Source organism: Pseudomonas sp. QD4, from assembly GCF_049199125.1.
Taxonomy (GTDB): Bacteria; Pseudomonadota; Gammaproteobacteria; order Pseudomonadales; family Pseudomonadaceae; genus Aquipseudomonas.
Genome location: NZ_JBLZOM010000003.1, coordinates 123,729 through 141,677, shown reverse-complemented (window position 1 = coordinate 141,677; position 17,949 = coordinate 123,729). Strand labels below are relative to the sequence as shown.

Sequence of the window (17,949 nt, the reverse complement as noted above, 5' to 3'; positions counted from 1 at the left end):
TGCTGTGCCCGTCTTTCGCACTTTGCCAGCGCTCAAGGCGCTCTGTTTCTGACCCCCGACTCTCAAGTCTTCCTTGAATAGTTGGCCAGTATTCTTTCCGGAGAGCGGATGATCCGACCCTCGGTTTTGTTTGCGCTGTGCTTGTCGCTGTTGCTGCCGTTACCGGCGGTGGCACGTTTGGCTGGGCCACCGGAAATCGTGGCCTCGAGCAAAGTTCGCGATCTAGCGGAGATTCGCAGTAGCCGGGTGTTACGGGTGCTGGTCAATCAAAGCCGCAACAGCTCTGGCGAAGTCCAGGGTCAGGCGATTGGTGTCGAGTACCACCGGCTGCGCGCGTTCGAGCAGTACCTGAATGGCCACGCCCGCGACGGCCAGGAAATCAACCTCAAGATCATTCCCAAGTCCAAGGATCAGTTGCTTGGCGCCTTGCAACGTGGCGAAGGTGACTTGGTCGCGCCGGGCGAATTACTGGAGGCGCAACCAGGGCAGGCCGTGAGCCCCAGTGATCCCATTGCCAGTAACGTGCCGCTGCTTCTGGTGGGGATCAAGGGCGAACGCCGCTATACCCGGCTGGAACAGCTGTCCGGCAAAACCCTGGCGCTGACCACTGGCAGCGTTGCCGGCGACGCCATTAGCCAGATCAATCAGAAGCTGGCGCTGCACAAATTGGCGCCGGTGAAAGTGGAGTGGGTTGATCCCAGCCTGGCGGTGGAGGATGTACTGGAAATGGTCCAGGGCGGGATTTTCCACCTGACCATTGTCGAACAGCCCATTGCCGAACGGTGGGGCAAGATCCTGCCGAAGTTGCGCTTCGATCGTCAGGTCCTGATTAGCGAGCCGGGCGAGGAACACTGGTTTGTTCGCAGGGACGCCTCGATGCTGCGTGCGAGCATCGACCGCTTTCTGAAGACTTACAAAACCCCGGCCGATCAGGATGTGGCGTTTTTGCGCATCTACCGACGTCTGTATCAGGTGCATTACCCCTTGGCTCGCGCCGACCGCCAGCGTCTGGAAAAGCTGCGGCCGGTGTTGCAGAAGCACGCAAAGGAACAGGGGATGGACTGGCTGAACCTGGCGGCCCTGGCGTTCAAGGAGTCTGCCTTGCAGCCCAACGCACGCAGCGGCGCAGGCCCTACCGGCCTGATGCAGATCACCTCATCTGCGGCGCAACGGGTAGGCGTGAATGATATTCAGAACTTGGATAACAATGTTCAGGCCGGGGCCAAATACCTGGCGTTGATCCGACGTAAGTTTTTCGCCAGCCCCAAGCTTAATGAGCGTGAGCGCATGGCCTTCGTGCTGGCCGCTTACAACATGGGGCCTGAGCGGGTCCAAGGCATGCGTACCGAGGCCAAACGCCGTGGTTTGAACCCTAATCAGTGGTTTTTCCAGGTGGAGCGTATCGCCATGGAACAGGTGGGAATGGGAGCCGTCAGCTATGTTAATAGCGTCAATAAATATTATCTGGCCTTCGACCGCGAAAGGGACTCGTTGGAGCCCCAGGCAAGAAGCGTCGCCTCACGTAAGTGATCGATATAGTTGATTGTTATGGCGGGTTTTTTGCGCTTTTAACATGATAAAAACTGATTAGTATGGCGACCAACTTCCCACCTTAAACAAGGACTACACAGCATGAGCCCACTGATCAAATCCGTACTGAGCACCCGCGCTGGCTTTGGCCTGAGCGTATTGCGTATTTTTGTCGGCATCATTTTCGCAGCCCATGGCTCACAAAAACTCTTCGGTCTGTTTGGCGGTTATGGCCTGGCCGGCACTGCGCAGTGGATGGAGAGTATCGGCCTGGCTCCAGGTCATTTGATGGCGTTGCTGGCGGGGGGAACGGAGTTCTTTGGTGGCCTGGCATTGATTATCGGCTTGTTGGCTCGCCCGGCGGCTTTGGGCCTGTCCTTTACCTTGCTGGTTGCGATCTTCTCGGTGCACATCAGCAACGGTTTGTTCATGGCTAACAACGGCTATGAGTTCGCCTTGGCATTGCTTGGCGGCACCGTGGCGGTATTGCTTGAGGGCGCGGGCAAGCTTTCGCTGGATGCGGCGATCACAAAGTAGCACTTGGCGTATCACTGGAAAGGCCCGCCTGATGCGGGCCTTTTTCGTTTATGGAGGTTCTTGACACTGGCCTATGGGCTTCTCTAGGATGCTGCTTATGCGCCGATTTAAACAGCTACTTGCGGGGCGCCAGATGATCGAAAGGTTGTCGTTAGAAGCTTGAGGAAGGCTTCGAAATACCGCTAAAGCGCTGGTTCGGTGTTGCCTCTCACCTGCCCGGCAGAAACTTGAGGCAGAGACACGACACGATGAATGCAATACACCCCCTTGTACGTATTGCGCCGATCACGGCGAACCTTGTCCAGCGCAATCCGAAAATCCTCCTGGCTGGCAAGCACCAACCCACGCTATTGCGATACCTGGACGGTTGGCCGCGACGCACCGGCAGGCCTTCGGCTTTCCTGATCCAGTTTGTCGAAGAGGGTGAGTCCCTGGCTCGTTTCCCCAGCGACAGTTTTGACCTCGCGGTCATTCAAGCCCCTAGTGCCGAAAACGCTGCTGAAGTCATCAAGCAACTGACCCGCGTTGCGCGCCAGGGATTGATTACTCGTCCTCAAGACCGGTTATAAGCAATCTCGGCACGGCTGATGGCGAGTTTGGTTTGTGGGTTCGCGCTATTTAAACAATCGCGTTACGTTTCGCCAGATCAACCAGCGCGACCAGATTGGAAATATTGAAACGTTTCAATAAGCGCACTTTGTAAGTACTTACAGTCTTATGGCTGATCAACAGTGCGTCGGCGATCTGCTGGTTATTCAGCCCTGTCGCCAGCAACCTCAAGACGGTAATTTCACGATCTGTGAGTCGTGAAATCAACACGCTTTCCTGGCAAGCCGCCGTGTTGTTCTGCTGCAGGATATTGATCGTGTCTTCGGGGAAGTAGCTGTAGCCCGACAAAATCGCCTTGACCGCATTGGCCAGCTCATTGAGGTTTTCGGTTTTGCATAGAAAGCCTGCGGCACCTGCTTGCAAGCAACGCAACGCGAAGTTCTTCGAATCACTGGAGGTCAGTACCAGCGTCTTGACTTGCAGATGTGCCGACTTGATATGGGCGATGACCGAAAAACCATCCAGATTGGGAATGCCCAAGTCCAGAATCAACAGGTCCGGAACGTGTTTGCGCACCAGTTGTACGGCATCGGCTCCGTTGCTGGCTTCGGCGATGATCGTGTGTTGATGGGGTTCAAGTATCGACCTTATGGCCAATCTGATCAGCGGATGATCGTCGACGATAATGATGTTTCCCATGAACAGGTTCCCCTCGAGTCTATGGTAGTGGGAAGTGTCATCCGCGCACTGCAAAGTGCGCGGTTTCGTTTTTGTTGTTGTGCACTCATTGCCGATTCGTAATGGGCGGATGATCGTTCGAAAAATGGCTGCTTGAGCCTTACGATGATCTGACTGGTCTGAAAAATGAATCGGACTAATCTGATAGTTTCGGTGCGCGCGATGCAGGGAAGGGCAGATTGCTAACCCAGCACGCAGCCACCATCCCTCGATGGCTGTGAGTATTTCATCGAGGATGTCGGCGCTTTACGTAAATGGCGATCAGGAGAAGTAGCAGCGGTATCGTAAAGATATTGATCAGCTTGATTGTTCTTCCCAGTGAGGCAATTTCATTATTGAGCTGCAGTTGCAGGTCTCTTAAGGATTTGCGTATTTGTTGGCTTTCTTGATGGTCCGCTTGTGTCGTTGTGCCGTTGGGAGTCCATTCCTCTGTCTCGGTTGGAGGACTCAGAGCGTATAGCGCGGTTAACTCGGCATCCGTCTGAGCCAGAAGTGTTTCGAGCTTTTCAGTCTTCTCGCGAAAGCGCTCTTCGTTCTCTTCGATCAATTTCTCAATACGAGTAAAAGTCGGTTGGATACGCGGTTGCGATCGCGGATTCAGCAGAGCACTTTGTGCATGGAAGTCACTCAGAATGTTCACTACGAACGCTGCGTTATCTGACCAGACCTGCGGTGCCTGAGAATCCGATTCATTCCCTTCCTTGACCCACATGCGGTTATCCAGGATGTCTGTATCAGCCACTACCACAACCTGTATCCGAGACCGCTCTTTTGGCTCTGTATCGCTGCCTGCCTCCTGTTGAGCAAACGCAGAGTCTGCAAGGCCTTCAATCCGCGCGGCTAATGAATAGCGTTTGTCAGACGTTTTGATTTCGCTCATAAGCTCGCTCAGCCTGCTTTTCTCATTCAGGCGAGCGAGGTCGAATGGCATAGCCTTGGTGGAGCTCTGAAGCAGAGGGGTGAAAGTCGTACTCGCACCCTGAATGGGTTCGAGGATGCCCGCGGTTGAAAGATTAATGCTCTCCACGTTTAACGTGCTGGCATCTGCCTGATTCATGGAGTCTTTGGGCAATTTGATAAAAAACGGGTGGCTGATGGATTGTTGTCCTGGTTTCAGCACGGCTGACATTGCATAGAGGCCATCTCCGAGAACGCGTTCGGGCAGCATCTGTACTCCCCAGGCCTTTAGCAGTTTCGGGAGTGCGGAAGATGTCTCTCGACCCGTTGGGTTTACGGCTTCCTGTTTTAACTCCAGCTCGCTGATGGGGTCTAGAAAAACCAGGAGTTTCCCCCCGTTCTGCACAAAGCCATCGATTGCTTTTAACGTCTGCTCCGGCAGTTGTTTGGGGTGGACCAATATCAGGCTGCCGAGCTCTTCAGGTATCTGATCTACATCTGGGCTCAACGTAGTCAGGTCAAACTGCTCGCAGACTTCTTGCAACCACTTCCACGCAGGGAGTGTCTGCTGGGTACGTTCATCGAATCGGCGGTTCATGGGCAAGCTGGATATCAACCCCGTCATTGGACGTTTTACTTGTGCCGCACCCTGGATCAACCGATTGATTTCATATTCGAGGAACACTTCGCGCTCAGGGGTAAAAAATGAAATTGCATGGGTCTCGCGATTGGCGTCGCTGGCTGCTAAGCCAAAGTAGAAGTGAGTGCCTTGATCCGGCAGTGGCATGGACTGGAGCCCCAAAAGATCAGCCTTATCCTCTTCATCTGAAAAAGGCATAGGGTCGATGATATGCAGAGTTAATTTGCCACTGGCTTCGTGTTCATAGGTTTTGAGCAGGGCTTTTACACGTTTGGCATATTCATCTGTGGTGCCTGGCGTTTTTACATGATTGCTGGAGTAGAAAAAAAACAATTCAAGTGGTTTGTTGAGGGCGTTCAGAATGTTCTTTGTGTTCTGTGAAATGCTATAGGTCTTTTGCTCAGTCAGATCAAATTGAATGGCAGGCAATTTGGAATTCAAGATCAGAGTGAAGACTAAGAGTAGAGACCCGATCAGCAGCAGAACGCGGCTGGGTCGAAGTATATTCTTCATGTGTTTACCCTTATTCAGCTTTCTTGAGTTCGATGACAGCAGTGGTTGCTATGAGCCACGCACTGATCATGGCGAAGAAGTACAGCAAATCTCGTAGGTCGATCACACCCTTGCTGAACCTATCGAAATGGGAGATCAAGCCTATAGAGTCAAAGGATGCGCTTAGCCATCTGGGGAGGCTTGCAACGGGAACGTCCAGCGCTGGCAATAGGTTTGGGATCATGAAGACAAGCCCAATAATAAAGGTCGAAATAAACGCGGTCAGATGGTCGCGCGCTAAGGCGGACAAGCAGCAGCCTATTGATAAATAAGCGCCGGCCAGTAACCAGCTGCCCAAATAACCGATGTAGAGTGCAGTGTTGTCGGGCTCGCCTAGGTAGTTGATGGTGGTTGCAAGCGGGAAGGTGAGTAATAGGGATAGTCCCAAAATCGTCCAGGCAGCCAGAAATTTTCCCATTACCACTTGAAAGCTGTTGATTGGCAGGGTTAACAAGAATTCGATAGACCCGCTCTTGCGTTCTTCTGCCCAGGTTGATGTGGCAATTGCTGGGATCAGCAAGAGGTAGAGCCAGGGGATGATGTCAAAGAGCGGGTTGAGGTTGGCAATATTTCGTTCGAATAAGCTCCCGAAATAAAAGCAGGATATCCCCGAGGTTGCCAAAAAGACTGCTATATAAATATAGGTCGCAGACGTGAGTGAGTAACTCTTAAGTTCACGTTTTAAAATAATCAGAGACTGTCTCAATTTGATTTTCCAAACATGCTTTCGATCACCTCATCCAGACTTCCCGGGTTGACGGTCAGGTGTTTGATCACCCATTGCCGTGCAGCAATCAGTGCGTTGATCTTTGGAGAAATAGTTGCGCCTGGCGTAGCAAGTATGGTGATGGCGCCGGGTATGTCGGTTTGCTCTTCAATTCCCGAAACCCCTGGCAGTACGGCCAGTGCAAGGTAATCCAGGGGTTTCTCACTGACGATAGTCACTGCGTTGTGATAACGGGATTGTTTACGCAGTTCAGGAATTGTATTGTCCGCCAAGAGGCGACCGTCGTACATGATCAGCGCCCGACTACAAATAGCAGTTATTTCATCCGCACAGGTTGTGGAGAAGATGATGGTCGTGTCTGTTGATAGTGACTTTATGATGTTGTGGAGTGTTTGCCTTTGATCGGGATTGAGCCCATTCGTTGGCTCGTCGAGAACAAGTAATTTAGGCTCATGAACTATGGCCTGGGCTAGCCCGACTCTCTGCTTGAGCTCCCATGACAGGCTGCCAATCGGTTGTTTCAGAATATTTTGAAGCTTTAGTCGCTCAACGGTATTGCTCAAGTTCTTGCTTTTTTTTGCGCCCCGAATTCCCCGTAGTTCGGCAACGAAGTCGAGAAACCAATGAACGTCCATGTTGGCGTAGCGGGTGGCTCTTTCAGGCATATAGCCGAGTTGGCGCAGCGCCTGAAGTTTCTGCTTGTCTACATCGAAGCCGGATAGCTCCACTTTTCCTGAAGTAGGGGGGAGTAAGCCGGTCATTATCTTCATGAGTGTGGACTTTCCTGCGCCGGTGGGCCCGAGTAGTCCTAGTACTTCGCCTGCTTGAGCGCCGAACGAAACATTCTTGATGATAGTGTGCTCGCCAAAGCGCTTGGTTAGTTTTTCTACATAGATCATATTCTTGTGCCTGATAATCCTGAAGGCGACTCTCTCTACAGGGCTGGATCCGTCCCTTTAAGGTAGCCAGTGGCATCATTGATCACGGTGGTTCGAGCGAAGCTGAGGAGTTGCATAGTGCAAGTGCGTGTGTCTGCTCTAAGGCCAAATAATACGGTTAATGTCAGTAACTGCAAGCCTGTGGCTGATTAATAGGACTGGTCCTAATGTGGTTTTTGTCCGCTTGTAATATCTTCCCTGAGCTTGTTTTTTAATATGCATGATGGGGTTTCAAATCTGCTATGTTTCTACGAACCATTACCATAAAAAACGCTGATCAAGAAATCGTTAGTGGTGCGTTGCTCTGTGGTGTTGCAGTTCCTCAAATTGGCAGTAATTTTCTTGTGTATAGCCTGAATGAGGAAGTGGAAGGCGACAAAACTCGCGTGTATATCGCAATGTTGCATAAGACGAGTGATAAGTATGTTTTGAGTCAGGTTGATTCAGGCCATGAATGGACGGTCGCAGCTCATGTATTCAAGCAACTCGTCAGAAGAGCTGCCCACGGTGATCTTCAGAGCCATGTCGATATTCCCTATCATCTTATTGATCTGACAGATTGTGACTTGCCTGTCGCCGAAGTCGAAGATCATCGGCCTCTCGGCATCAAAAAGGCGCTGATCACCAAGCTGATCTCCATGCGCGATCAAGAACGGTTGCCAGCGATCGAACGTACGGTGCCGATTGTCTCCGGTGTTAGTGCTTTGTTCACGGAACCAGATGGATCTTATGAACATGATGACTCTCAGTTGCTGACGCTCCTTGATACAGCGGAAACGCCGGGCGATGACATTATTCAGTTAACTTCTCAAGACGCTAAGGGGCTCGATAACGGGTCATCCATGTATGCAGAGGCTGCTGACGAGCAGAAAGCAGAAGGTGTGGTGCAACACTCGGGTGATTTCAGTTCTGCGCTGGCTTCATTTACCAGTGAAGAGCTGCTGGCTGCTCCAATGCTGACTGCTTCATTTATAGATGGCTCGCAGATCAGTTCAAATGCCGAGGCATCGGATCTCTATTCGGCCGATGGGGCTCCAGGCTTGGCACTCGACAACGAAGGTGAGCCTGATGTCCTGGAAGTTACAGCGCTCGCGACTACTGCTGCTCAAGAGGAAACGGACATGAAACTCCCTGTTTCGTCATCGATGGTTGAGCGCCTACGAGTTGATGACAGTCAAAGCGAACAGTTTCGCCAGGATATGCAAAGCACGTTGGCGGAGCTTGAAGGGCTGGTAGGCGATCTCGGTTCGGAGCCCCTTAACGATATGACTCTGGAAGAAAACGGCTCAGACCTTGGTGCAGAAGATGCCGGTATGGACTCATTGCGACCTTTTGCCCAAGTCGATGAGCATGAGGTGGGATCAGCTGATTTCATTCGGTCGAATCTTGCGGTTTCAGCCATGACTGAGGTTGGCGGTGCATCTGAAGGGGCTTCAATTAGTCCCCTTGTACAACCACGGGCTGAAGAGATGTTGGATCCAGAACACTCAGCGAAGAACTTAAAAGAACTGGAGAGCATTCAGCCGTTTGAAAATGCATCTCTTCCAGGGGCTGATACCGAGCATCTATTGCTTGATGTCGAGAGTACCTTGGCCAATGTTGCGGGCATGGCGCAAGAGTTGGTCCAGCAAAAGCTGGGCGCAATGAAGCAGCAAGAAACCCTGGAGGGTTTGAAGTCCCAACTGCAAGAGAGAGAGCGGCAACTGGTGGAGAAAGAGGAGGGCTTGATGCTGCTCCAGAGCCAGTTGCAGCAGGAACGGGTGGCCGCAGACAGAGCTGCCGACAACAACGCCCGGATCATCGCCGAGCGTAGTTCCGCTTTGCAGCAATTGGCTGAAAGCCTTGAAGCCAGGGAGCGAAATGCAATTCGGCGATCCGAGCTTCTGCAACTGGGGCAGCAGCGTCTTGAGGAGCTTTCCAAGCAGCAGCGCGCCCGGGATCTCAAATTGGAAGCGCGTGAGCTGGATATACAGAAAAAGAGTGCTGAATTGGTAGAGCGCTTGAAGCAACTAACCAATGCCAAGAAAAAGCTCAGCAGCATTGTGAAGAACTTCAACGAAACGGTGACTTTCAACAATAGCCTCCATGCCATTTCCAGCATCCCCCTCGGCGAGGGCGAATGTTCTCCGGATGGAGTGGTCTGAGCCCGCTGTAAGCGGCGAATCACGTTATTTGAAGCCTGTCTCTGCCTGATTCCAGGTACCGCTATCGAGCCCTGATCTTGTTGAAAGAACAGGGCCTCACTTCCCCGTTTTCAAGCCATTCCAATAGACGTGCTCTCGCAGATTTTTTCTGCGTCATTACGTTTTCTATGAGCAATGGATCGATCAGGGATTGCTCTAGTTGCCGATCTCCTGGGGGGCTTAGGTTGAGTGTTGGCCGTGCTCCCAGGCAGAGATCGGTTGATGTGGCTGCCTCGTCCACCGCAAGGATTAGGGCTAGCTACTTTCCCGCAGTGATTTATCATCGGTTTTTCTCAAGCCGGCTGGGCCCGCGACTTAGGTCCGGTCAGGCGGGTTGTTCGGCCTCAGGCCAAATCGTGAGATTCATGGTCGGTTCACTGCGGGTGGTGATTAAGCAATTGAGTACAAAACTGATTACCCAGGAAGGTCATGAGGCCCTCAAGAAAGAGCTCGACTATCTATGGCGGGAAAAGCGTCCCGACACTACCCGCAAAGTCACCTGGGCTGCGTCACTGGGTGACAGGAGTGAAAACGCCGATTACCAGTACAACAAGAAGCTGCTGCGAGAAATTGATCGCCGGGTGCGCTACATACGCAAGCGCCTGGAAGACATGCGCGTGGTTTCATACGCGCCCGAGCAGGAGGGGCGAGTGTTCTTCGGCGCGTGGGTCGAGGTGGAGAATGAAGCGGGTGAGACCAAGCGCTTTCGTATTGTTGGTTATGACGAGATATACGGGCAGAAGGATTACATCTCCATCGACTCGCCAATGGCTCGAGCGCTGTTGAAGAAGGAAGAGGGGGATGAAGCGATTGTTCCTACGCCTGGAGGTGAAACCTGCTGGTGGATCAATCGAATCGAGTATCAAAAGTAGGCCCGTCTGCCTGAGACGGGCCTTGGTCTTCAGCCTTCGCGCAGTACCGTCAGCGGGCTGGCATTCAAGGCCCGTCGTGTGCCGAAAACCCCCGCGCCGCCGACCAGTGCGGCACCGATCAGCGGCAACACCAGCAACCACGGATGTGGGTGCCAAGGCAGGTCGAAGGCATAGCGGTAGAGCACCAGGCTCACCAATTCAGAACCCAGAGCAGCCAGCAGACCACTGACAGCGCCGAGCAGGCCGAACTCGATACGCCGCGCTGTGACCAGCAACCGCCGCTCCGCCCCCAAGGCCCGCAACAGCGCACCTTGGCGAATGCGCTCGTCAAGGGTGGCCTGCAGGCCGGAGAAGAGGACGGTCATCCCAGCTGCCAGGACAAACAACAAGACGTATTCCACCGCCAGGGTCACCTGGGCGAGGATGCTGCGCAGTTGCTCCAGCAAGGCCTCCACCTGAAGAATGGTCACTGCGGGAAAGGCACGGGACAGCTCGACGATCTGTTGGTCATGCCCGGCCGCCAGGTAAAAGCTGGTCAGGTAGGTCGCGGGGAGATCTTTCAAGGTGCCCGGCTGGAAGATCATGAAGAAGTTGGGCTGGAAGTTATCCCAGTTGATTTTGCGCAGGCTGGTGACCTGGGCTTCTCGATTGATCCCGCCGACGGTGAAGGTCAGCCGATCGCCGATTTTGAGTTTCAGGCTTTCTGCGACCTTGTTTTCCACCGAGACGCCGGGCAGATCGCCTTGCGGCTGGCTCGACCACCAGCTCCCGGCGGTGATGCTATTGCCTTGTGGCAAGTCGGCGGCCCAGGTCAGGCTCAGGTCGCGCTGGACAGCGCGATCGCCGCTGGAGTCTTTGCTGACGATATCCCTGACCGGCTCGCCGTTGATGCTGATCAGTCGCCCCGGTACTACCGGATACAGCGGCGCCGAAGGTGCCGAGAGTGCCACCAGCCGATCGGTGAAGGCCTGTTTATCGGCGGGAAGGATATTCAGCGCGAAGTAGTTGGGGGCATTTTTCGGTAGCTGATTCTGCCAGGTATCCAGCAGCTCGCCGCGCAACAGGGCGATTAACGCCATCGACAATAGAATCAGGCCGAATGCCAGGGATTGGCCCGCAGCCGCCAGTGGATGGCGCAGCAACTGCCCCAGGCCCAGGCGCCACGGCAGCGAGGCGCGAGCCAACAGGCGCCGCAGGCTTTGCAGGGCAAGCAGCAGAAGCCCACCCAGAACCACCGCAGCCACCACCCCACCGCCGAGCAGGGCGAAGGTCAGTACCAGGTCCAGGCTCAGGCGCCACATGATCAGGCCCAGGGCGAGCAGGGCCGCGCCATAGACCATCCAGGTGCTCGAAGGGATGGGCAGCAGGTCGCGACGTAACACTCGTAATGGCGGAACACGACCCAGGGCGGCAAGCGGCGGCAGGGCGAAGCCGGCGAGTGCCACCAGCCCGGTGCCGATCCCGGCGACCGCCGGCAGCCATCCACCCGGCGGTACATCACTGGGCAAGAGCTCATGCAGCAGGGCGAACAACCCGAGTTGAGCCAGCCACCCTATCAGTGCGCCGCTGAGGCTGGCCAGAAGGCCGAGTACAGCCAACTGCACACTGAACAACAGCATGGTTTCACGCCTGGACAAGCCAAGGCAGCGCAGCAGGGCGCTGGCATCGAAGCGCCGGGTGGCGAAGCGCGTGGCCGACAGCGCCACCGCGACGCCCGATAGCAGTACGGCTACCAGGCTGGCCATGTTCAGGTAACGCTCGGCCTTGCCCAAGGCGCCGCCGATCTGTTGGTTGCCATCGCGTGCATCCTGCAAGCGCTGATTGGCAGCCAACCCTGGTTTGATCAATTGTCGATAGGTTTCCAGCGCAGGAGCGGTGCCGCGCCACAGCTCCTTGTAGCTGACCCGGCTACCGGGCTGCACCACGCCCGTGGCCGCCAGATCGGACAAATTGATCAGCACCCGCGGCGTCAGGCTGTAGAAGTTGCCGGCACGGTCCGGCTCATAGGTCAGCACTCGGGCCAGGCGCAGAGTCTTCATCCCAACGTCGATGCTGTCGCCGATCTTCAAATCCAGCGCGGCCAATAGGCGCGACTCGACCCAGGCTTCACCTGGCTTCGGTCCGCCTCCTGACTCTTCGGCTGCGTAGGGCGCCGGTGCGCTTTTCAGCTCGCCACGTAATGGATAGACCTCATCCGCTGCCTTGATGCTGGACAGCTGGATACCTTTGTCGGTGGCTACGACGCTGGAGAACTCCACGATCTGCGCATGCTCCAGCCCCAGTTCCCGGCCGCTCTGGATCTGCTCCGGGCGTGCCGGCGAGCTGCCCTCGAGCAGCAGGTCGGCGCCGAGGAATTCGGTGGCGCGCAGCAGCATGGCGCCGTTCAGGCGGGCGCCGAAATAGCCGATGGCGGTGCTGGCCGCAACAGCCACCAGCAAGGCGAAGAACAACACCCTTAATTCACCGGCGCGGGCATCGCGCAGCAGTTGACGCAGGGCGAGGCTGAACAGGCGCAACAGCGGCAGGCGTGCCATCAAGGCTCCAGAGGGGCGACCAGCAGGCCGGCTTCAAGGCGGATCAGGCGCCGGCAGCGGTGTGCCAGGCGTTCGTCGTGAGTGACCAGTACCAATGTGGTGCCGCGTTCTTTATTGAGCTCGAACAACAGATCGCAGATGCGCTCGCCGGTGTGGCTGTCGAGGTTGCCGGTCGGTTCATCAGCGAACAAAACGTCGGGCTCCGCCGCAAATGCCCTGGCGATCGCTACCCGCTGCTGTTCGCCGCCGGAGAGTTGGCGCGGTGAATGGGTCAGGCGCTTGCCCAGGCCCACCCGTTGCAGCAATTGGGTCGCGCGCTCGCGAGCATCCTTGCGACCGTCCAGCTCCAGCGGCAGCATGACGTTTTCCAAGGCATTGAGGCTGTCGAGCAATTGAAATGACTGGAAGACAAAACCCACGTGTTCGGCACGGATGCGTGCTCGCTGATCCTCATCCAGGGTACTCAGGGCCTGGCCTGCAAGCGTGACTTCACCGCTGCTGGGCAAGTCGAGCCCGGCCAGCAGGCCCAGGAGCGTGGATTTGCCGGAACCTGAGGCACCGACGATGGCCAGGCTATCGCCCTTGTTCAGTTCCAGGCTGAGTTGGTGCAGGATGGTCAGTTCACCTTCCGCGCTGGGAACCACTTTGCTAAGGTTCCGCGCAGTGAGAATGCTTGCGCCCATGGAGAGTCCGATGCGTGTGTGGTTTTTGAGTGCTGGCCTGGCCTTGATGTGCATGGCCCAGAACGCAGCGGCGGGTACAGTCCTGATCGTTGGCGATAGTATCAGTGCGGCTTTCGGCCTGGATACCCGACAAGGGTGGGTAACCCTGCTGGAGCAGCGGCTCAAGGACGAAGGTTTCAACGACAAGGTAATCAATGCATCGATCAGCGGCGACACCAGCGCAGGAGGCCTGGCGCGGCTACCTGCGCTGCTCACAGAGCATAGGCCGGATGTGGTGATCCTGGAGCTGGGAGGCAACGATGGGCTGCGCGGTCAACTGCCAACGCAATTGCAACAAAATCTTGCGTCGATGATTGATAACTCAAAAGCCAGCGGTGCCAAGGTGCTACTACTGGGTATGCAGCTACCTCCCAACTATGGCGTGCGTTATACCCAGGCATTTGCCGAGGTCTACAGCAACCTGGCCAACGAGAAGAAAATCGCCCTGGTGCCGTTTTTTCTGCAAGGGATCGGCGGCATTCCCGAGCTGATGCAGGCCGATGGTCTGCACCCAGCGGCTGCGGCCCAGGGCAAGTTGCTGGAAAATGTCTGGCCGACGCTAAAACCGCTGCTTTGACGCTTTTCTAGTGGCAGTGTTTCGGCTAATGTGGCGCCCCCGATTTGGAGCCCCCAATGCCGCGTCCTGCCTGGTCCCTGTTTGCCTATCAACTGATCGAGCCTGACGAACAGCTGGATCTGTTTGCCTGCCAGGAAGTTCGGGTGCACCTGGTCACGCGTCAGTTGGAACTCGGTGGTGCTGCCGACCGGACGTTATGTGGCTCTTTGCTTCCCGCCCAGCCGCGCTGGTCGAGCGTGGACCGGACCATTTTTCAGGAACAGCGCCTGTGTCCGCTCTGCCGCGCGATTCTCGAGTCGCAGAAGCGTGGTACTCCACCGATCTGGCCTGAGCTGCGCTTCGAACTTTAAACATTCGCCATCGGATGGCCTGTAGCTACGCTTACCCCAGCCAACTGCCGAAGCGGGAGGCTGCGGTGTACAATCGCTTTTTTTCTCACCCGTTGATCATGCGAAGGATTTTCCGGATGTTGCCGCGTTTTCCTGCCGTCACCCGCTGCCTGACGCTTGCCGCACTTTGTGTGGCAGGCCCGGTGGCCGCACTGGAGTTGCCTCTCCCCCCCCCCGGTGAAGACATCGTGGGCCAGGTGCAGGTGATCAAGGCCAAGTACGAAGACACCTTTGCCGATCTGGGAACGACTTACGACCTGGGTTATCTGGAAATGGTGGCGGCCAACCCGGGCGTCGATCCATGGTTGCCTGGAGCGGGTACGGAAGTGGTTCTGCCGACCCGATTCATTCTGCCGCCGGGCCCGCGTGAGGGCATCGTGATCAACCTGGCCGAATATCGGCTGTATTACTTCCCCAAGGGACGTAATGTCGTTTACACCTTCCCCCTGGGCATCGGCCGCGAAGGCTGGGGCTCACCGATTGCGCACACCAGCATCGTTGCCAAAACTCCGAACCCGACCTGGACGCCTCCTGCTTCGATCAAGGCGGAGCATGCGGCCGACGGTGACCCGCTGCCAAACGTGGTGCCGGCCGGCCCGGACAACCCGCTGGGCCCGTTCAAGTTCACCCTGGGAACTCCGGGTTACCTGATTCACGGCTCGAACAAGAAATTCGGGATTGGCATGCGCACCAGTCACGGCTGCTTCCGCATGTTCAATAACAACGTGCTGGAAATGGCCGGCATGGTGCCGGTTGGTACCTCGGTACGAATTCTCAACGACCCTTACAAGTTTGGCGTCAGCGGTGGCAAGGTCTATCTGGAGGCTCACACGCCACTGGACGACAATGGCAACCCGTCGGTAGTCGACAAGCACACCGCAGTGATCAATGCCTTGCTCAAGCGCGAAGACCTGGCGAACAGCCTGCGCATGAATTGGGATGTGGTGCGTGATGTCGTCGCGGCCGAGGATGGTCTGCCGGTGGAGATCGCGGTGCCTGTTTCCGCACCGACGGTGTCTTCCGTTCCCGTCGATCCAGAGCAGTAATCACTGTTGGAAAAGCCCGTCGGAGCCTCTGGTTTCGGCGGGTTTTTTATTGCCTGCAGAAAAATCCGGGCAATAAAAAAGCCGACCCAAAAATGGATCGGCTTGATAACAATCCCGAGGGACTATTACTTGCGGCTAGCTTTTTCAAGCATGCGCAGAGCGCGCTCGTTAGCTTCGTCAGCAGTCTGTTGTGCTTTTTGAGCAGCAGCCAGAGCTTCATCAGCTTTACGGTAGGCTTCGTCTGCACGAGCCTGGGAGCGAGCTGCTGCGTCTTCAGTAGCAGTCAGACGAGCTTCGGTTTCTTTGGATACGCTGCTGCAACCGGTAGCCAGAACTGCGGCCAGAGCCAGAGCAGAGAATTTCAGAACGTTGTTCATCGTGTTCCCCTTCAAGGACTTTCTATTAGTAGCTATCTCTTCAGAGTGAGGAAATAGCCGGCGTACATACTACCCATTACTTGTAGTAAGTAAACTGACGTAGCGCAAGAAGCAAAAAAAATTCTAGGTGCTGAATCTTTTTCGAGCAACTTTTTAGCCAGTTGTATAAAAACCGCGCAGCTGCGAGGCCCGGCCTGGGTGCCTTGCTGGATAGCCGGTGTTACCCGTTAGCCACTCCCCACAGCAGTTTCTGAGTGTAGGCTAAAGTCGATCTATATTGAGGCGTCTACACTTTTCTTCAGATTCTGTGTAAACGCTCACGTATCTTTGTTGATGTTGAGGTGACTTTAAGAAGGGGCGCTCGTCTTAAGTCTCAACATCCGGCGATGTTCAGTGTGTCATTGGTGAAACGTTGTGTACGTGAGCATTTTGGTTTGCACTGTTAGGTCGGCGTGTGACGCGCCTCATGCTGCGCAGCACAAGATGAGTGCGTCTTGAGCATTTATGCCAATGATGCATACTATTTGTAACGTGCAGGTTGAACCTGAGCGGCAGGCTTTTCTCGGTGTCCAGTCAGGCACGGGGTGGCGTAGATGTTCCTTCGCCGGAAAAACATCGGTAAGGTAGGGGTCAGAATCCAAGACCCGCGAGGAGTAGTGATGAGCGAGGCGTTGTCCATCCACCATGACCAGGCTGGTCATCAGTTCGAGACCAATGTGGACGGTCATCGTGCCTACCTGACTTACATGGACCTGGGTAAGCAGACCCTGGATATCTATCGGACATTCGTGCCCAACGCATTGCGTGGCCGTGGCATTGCTGCCGCGTTGACCGAGCAGGCCCTGGAGTATGCTGATCGCATGGGGTACACGGTAATTCCTTCGTGCTCATACGTGGAGCGCTACATGGAGCGCCATCAGCGTCACGCCGCGAAACTCTGAGTGGGCACACACAAAAACGCCGGGCTGAGCCCGGCGTTTTTGTTTGCGTCTTTTGTGAAATCAGCCGCGATCGCGTTTAGGCAATACGTCCTTGAGCTTGGCATGCATGCCGCGCAAGGTTTTTTCGGTGCTTTCCCAGTCGATGCAGGCGTCCGTGATCGACACGCCGTATTGCAATTCGGCCAAGTCTTTCGGAATCGCCTGGCAGCCCCAGTTCAGATGGCTCTCGACCATCAGGCCGATGATCGACTGATTGCCTTCGAGAATCTGGTTAGCCACGTTCTCCATGACCAAAGGTTGCAGCGCCGGGTCCTTGTTGGAGTTGGCGTGGCTGCAGTCGACCATGATGTTGGGTTTGATCTTCGCTTTGTTCAGCGCCTGTTCACACAGCGCGACGCTCACCGAATCGTAGTTCGGCTTGCCGTTGCCACCGCGCAATACCACGTGACCATAAGCGTTGCCTTTGGTGGTGACGATCGATACGCCGCCTTCCTGGTTGATACCCAGGAAGCGATGAGGGCTGGAAACCGATTGCAGTGCATTGATCGCAACGGTCAGGCCGCCATCGGTGCCGTTCTTGAAGCCGACAGCGGAAGACAGGCCAGACGCCATTTCGCGGTGGGTCTGGGATTCTGTGGTGCGCGCGCCGATGGCCGACCAGCTGATCAAATCCTGCAGGTACTGCGGGGAGATCGGGTCCAGCGCTTCGGTGGCGGTTGGCAGGCCCATCTCGGCCAGGTCCAGTAGCAACTGGCGGCCAATGTGCAGGCCGTCCTGAATCTTGAATGAGTCGTCCAGGTAAGGGTCGTTGATCAGGCCTTTCCAGCCGACCGTGGTCCGCGGCTTCTCGAAGTAGACGCGCATTACCAGGTACAGAGTGTCGGACACTTCGGCGGCCAGTACCTTCAGGCGCTCGGCGTACTCGTGAGCTGCTTTGATGTCGTGGATCGAGCAAGGGCCGATAACGACAAACAGGCGATGGTCGGTGCCATCCAGAATATTGCGGATCACCTCGCGGCCCTTGGTCACGGTGCGCAGGGCAGCATCGCTCAGGGGGATGTCACGCTTGAGCTGATCAGGAGTGATCAGCGTCTCGTTGGAGGCGACGTTAAGGTCGTTGATCGGTAAATCAGCCATCGTGTTACTCGTCAGGTCACGGGTGCCGGCCGCCAGCGATCCCCGCGCGGCGGAGCACAGCGG

17 protein-coding genes are annotated in these 17,949 nt (G+C 55.6%); 9 read left to right on the top strand and 8 right to left on the bottom strand.

The window, feature by feature from the left end; all coding sequences use genetic code 11:
- Positions 1 to 108: 108 nt before the first annotated feature.
- The 3 genes from ACOZJV_RS20880 (at position 109) to ACOZJV_RS20870 (ending at position 2,636) form a co-directional block, all read left to right on the top strand.
- Complete coding sequence (locus tag ACOZJV_RS20880; RefSeq protein WP_078470686.1) at positions 109 to 1,530, top strand: transglycosylase SLT domain-containing protein; 1,422 nt, start codon at positions 109 to 111, stop codon at positions 1,528 to 1,530.
- A gap of 102 nt (positions 1,531 to 1,632) precedes the next feature.
- The gene (locus ACOZJV_RS20875) at positions 1,633 to 2,067 is read left to right on the top strand and encodes a DoxX family protein (RefSeq protein ID WP_078470685.1); all 435 of its coding nucleotides are present in this window, start codon (positions 1,633 to 1,635) and stop codon (positions 2,065 to 2,067) included.
- A gap of 248 nt (positions 2,068 to 2,315) precedes the next feature.
- Positions 2,316 to 2,636: a class I SAM-dependent methyltransferase gene (locus ACOZJV_RS20870; RefSeq protein ID WP_421548389.1), complete on the top strand. Its 321-nt coding sequence runs from the start codon at positions 2,316 to 2,318 to the stop codon at positions 2,634 to 2,636.
- Between the two features lie 49 nt (positions 2,637 to 2,685).
- Here the strand turns inward: ACOZJV_RS20870 and ACOZJV_RS20865 are convergent, their stop codons facing one another.
- From ACOZJV_RS20865 to ACOZJV_RS20850, 4 genes are all read right to left on the bottom strand, one after another.
- The gene (locus tag ACOZJV_RS20865; RefSeq protein WP_020299670.1) at positions 2,686 to 3,315 is read right to left on the bottom strand and encodes a response regulator transcription factor; all 630 of its coding nucleotides are present in this window, start codon (positions 3,313 to 3,315) and stop codon (positions 2,686 to 2,688) included.
- A gap of 265 nt (positions 3,316 to 3,580) precedes the next feature.
- Positions 3,581 to 5,404 carry a Gldg family protein gene (locus ACOZJV_RS20860; protein WP_421548388.1) on the bottom strand — a complete coding sequence of 608 codons (1,824 nt, stop codon included), beginning with the start codon at positions 5,402 to 5,404 and terminating at the stop codon, positions 3,581 to 3,583.
- Positions 5,405 to 5,414: 10 nt separating this feature from the next.
- Positions 5,415 to 6,149: an ABC transporter permease subunit gene (locus tag ACOZJV_RS20855; protein WP_078470682.1), complete on the bottom strand. Its 735-nt coding sequence runs from the start codon at positions 6,147 to 6,149 to the stop codon at positions 5,415 to 5,417.
- Positions 6,146 to 7,069: an ABC transporter ATP-binding protein gene (locus tag ACOZJV_RS20850; protein WP_421548387.1), complete on the bottom strand. Its 924-nt coding sequence runs from the start codon at positions 7,067 to 7,069 to the stop codon at positions 6,146 to 6,148. The genes ACOZJV_RS20855 and ACOZJV_RS20850 overlap by 4 nt, the downstream gene beginning before the upstream one ends.
- 281 nt (positions 7,070 to 7,350) lie before the next feature.
- Here ACOZJV_RS20850 and ACOZJV_RS20845 point away from each other — a divergent pair, with 281 nt between their 5' ends.
- The gene (locus ACOZJV_RS20845; protein ID WP_421548386.1) at positions 7,351 to 9,252 is read left to right on the top strand and encodes a hypothetical protein; all 1,902 of its coding nucleotides are present in this window, start codon (positions 7,351 to 7,353) and stop codon (positions 9,250 to 9,252) included.
- Positions 9,253 to 9,689: 437 nt separating this feature from the next.
- Positions 9,690 to 10,163, top strand: a complete 474-nt coding sequence (gene greB / locus ACOZJV_RS20840) for a transcription elongation factor GreB (protein WP_421548586.1) — start codon at positions 9,690 to 9,692, stop codon at positions 10,161 to 10,163.
- A gap of 29 nt (positions 10,164 to 10,192) precedes the next feature.
- Here greB and ACOZJV_RS20835 read toward each other — a convergent pair whose 3' ends face one another.
- Together ACOZJV_RS20835 and ACOZJV_RS20830 are read right to left on the bottom strand one after the other, a co-directional pair.
- Positions 10,193 to 12,697 carry an ABC transporter permease gene (locus tag ACOZJV_RS20835; RefSeq protein WP_421548385.1) on the bottom strand — a complete coding sequence of 835 codons (2,505 nt, stop codon included), beginning with the start codon at positions 12,695 to 12,697 and terminating at the stop codon, positions 10,193 to 10,195.
- Entirely contained in the window at positions 12,697 to 13,380 is a 684-nt protein-coding gene (locus ACOZJV_RS20830; protein WP_078470677.1) for an ABC transporter ATP-binding protein, read from the bottom strand. The genes ACOZJV_RS20835 and ACOZJV_RS20830 overlap by 1 nt, the downstream gene beginning before the upstream one ends.
- A gap of 10 nt (positions 13,381 to 13,390) precedes the next feature.
- Here ACOZJV_RS20830 and ACOZJV_RS20825 point away from each other — a divergent pair, with 10 nt between their 5' ends.
- The 3 genes from ACOZJV_RS20825 to ACOZJV_RS20815 all read left to right on the top strand — a co-directional run bounded on the left by ACOZJV_RS20825 (position 13,391) and on the right by ACOZJV_RS20815 (position 15,431).
- Positions 13,391 to 13,996, top strand: coding sequence for an arylesterase (locus ACOZJV_RS20825; protein ID WP_078470676.1), 606 nt, complete (start codon positions 13,391 to 13,393; stop codon positions 13,994 to 13,996).
- Positions 13,997 to 14,052: 56 nt separating this feature from the next.
- A complete protein-coding gene (locus tag ACOZJV_RS20820; RefSeq protein WP_020299677.1) occupies positions 14,053 to 14,346 on the top strand; it encodes a hypothetical protein in 294 nt (97 codons plus the stop codon).
- A 116-nt stretch (positions 14,347 to 14,462) separates the two neighbouring features.
- Positions 14,463 to 15,431, top strand: coding sequence for a L,D-transpeptidase family protein (locus ACOZJV_RS20815; protein WP_020299678.1), 969 nt, complete (start codon positions 14,463 to 14,465; stop codon positions 15,429 to 15,431).
- 125 nt (positions 15,432 to 15,556) lie between these two features.
- On the opposite strand, the gene oprI is transcribed toward ACOZJV_RS20815, so the two are convergent.
- Positions 15,557 to 15,808 (bottom strand): outer membrane lipoprotei OprI, encoded by a 252-nt coding sequence (gene oprI / locus ACOZJV_RS20810; protein ID WP_003172710.1) that lies wholly within the window; start codon positions 15,806 to 15,808, stop codon positions 15,557 to 15,559.
- 659 nt (positions 15,809 to 16,467) lie between these two features.
- On the opposite strand from oprI, the gene ACOZJV_RS20805 reads away from it, so the two are divergent.
- Entirely contained in the window at positions 16,468 to 16,749 is a 282-nt protein-coding gene (locus ACOZJV_RS20805) for a GNAT family N-acetyltransferase (protein ID WP_007931380.1), read from the top strand.
- A 60-nt stretch (positions 16,750 to 16,809) separates the two neighbouring features.
- On the opposite strand, the gene ACOZJV_RS20800 is transcribed toward ACOZJV_RS20805, so the two are convergent.
- Entirely contained in the window at positions 16,810 to 17,886 is a 1,077-nt protein-coding gene (locus ACOZJV_RS20800; RefSeq protein ID WP_020299679.1) for a 3-deoxy-7-phosphoheptulonate synthase, read from the bottom strand.
- Positions 17,887 to 17,949: the final 63 nt, after the last annotated feature.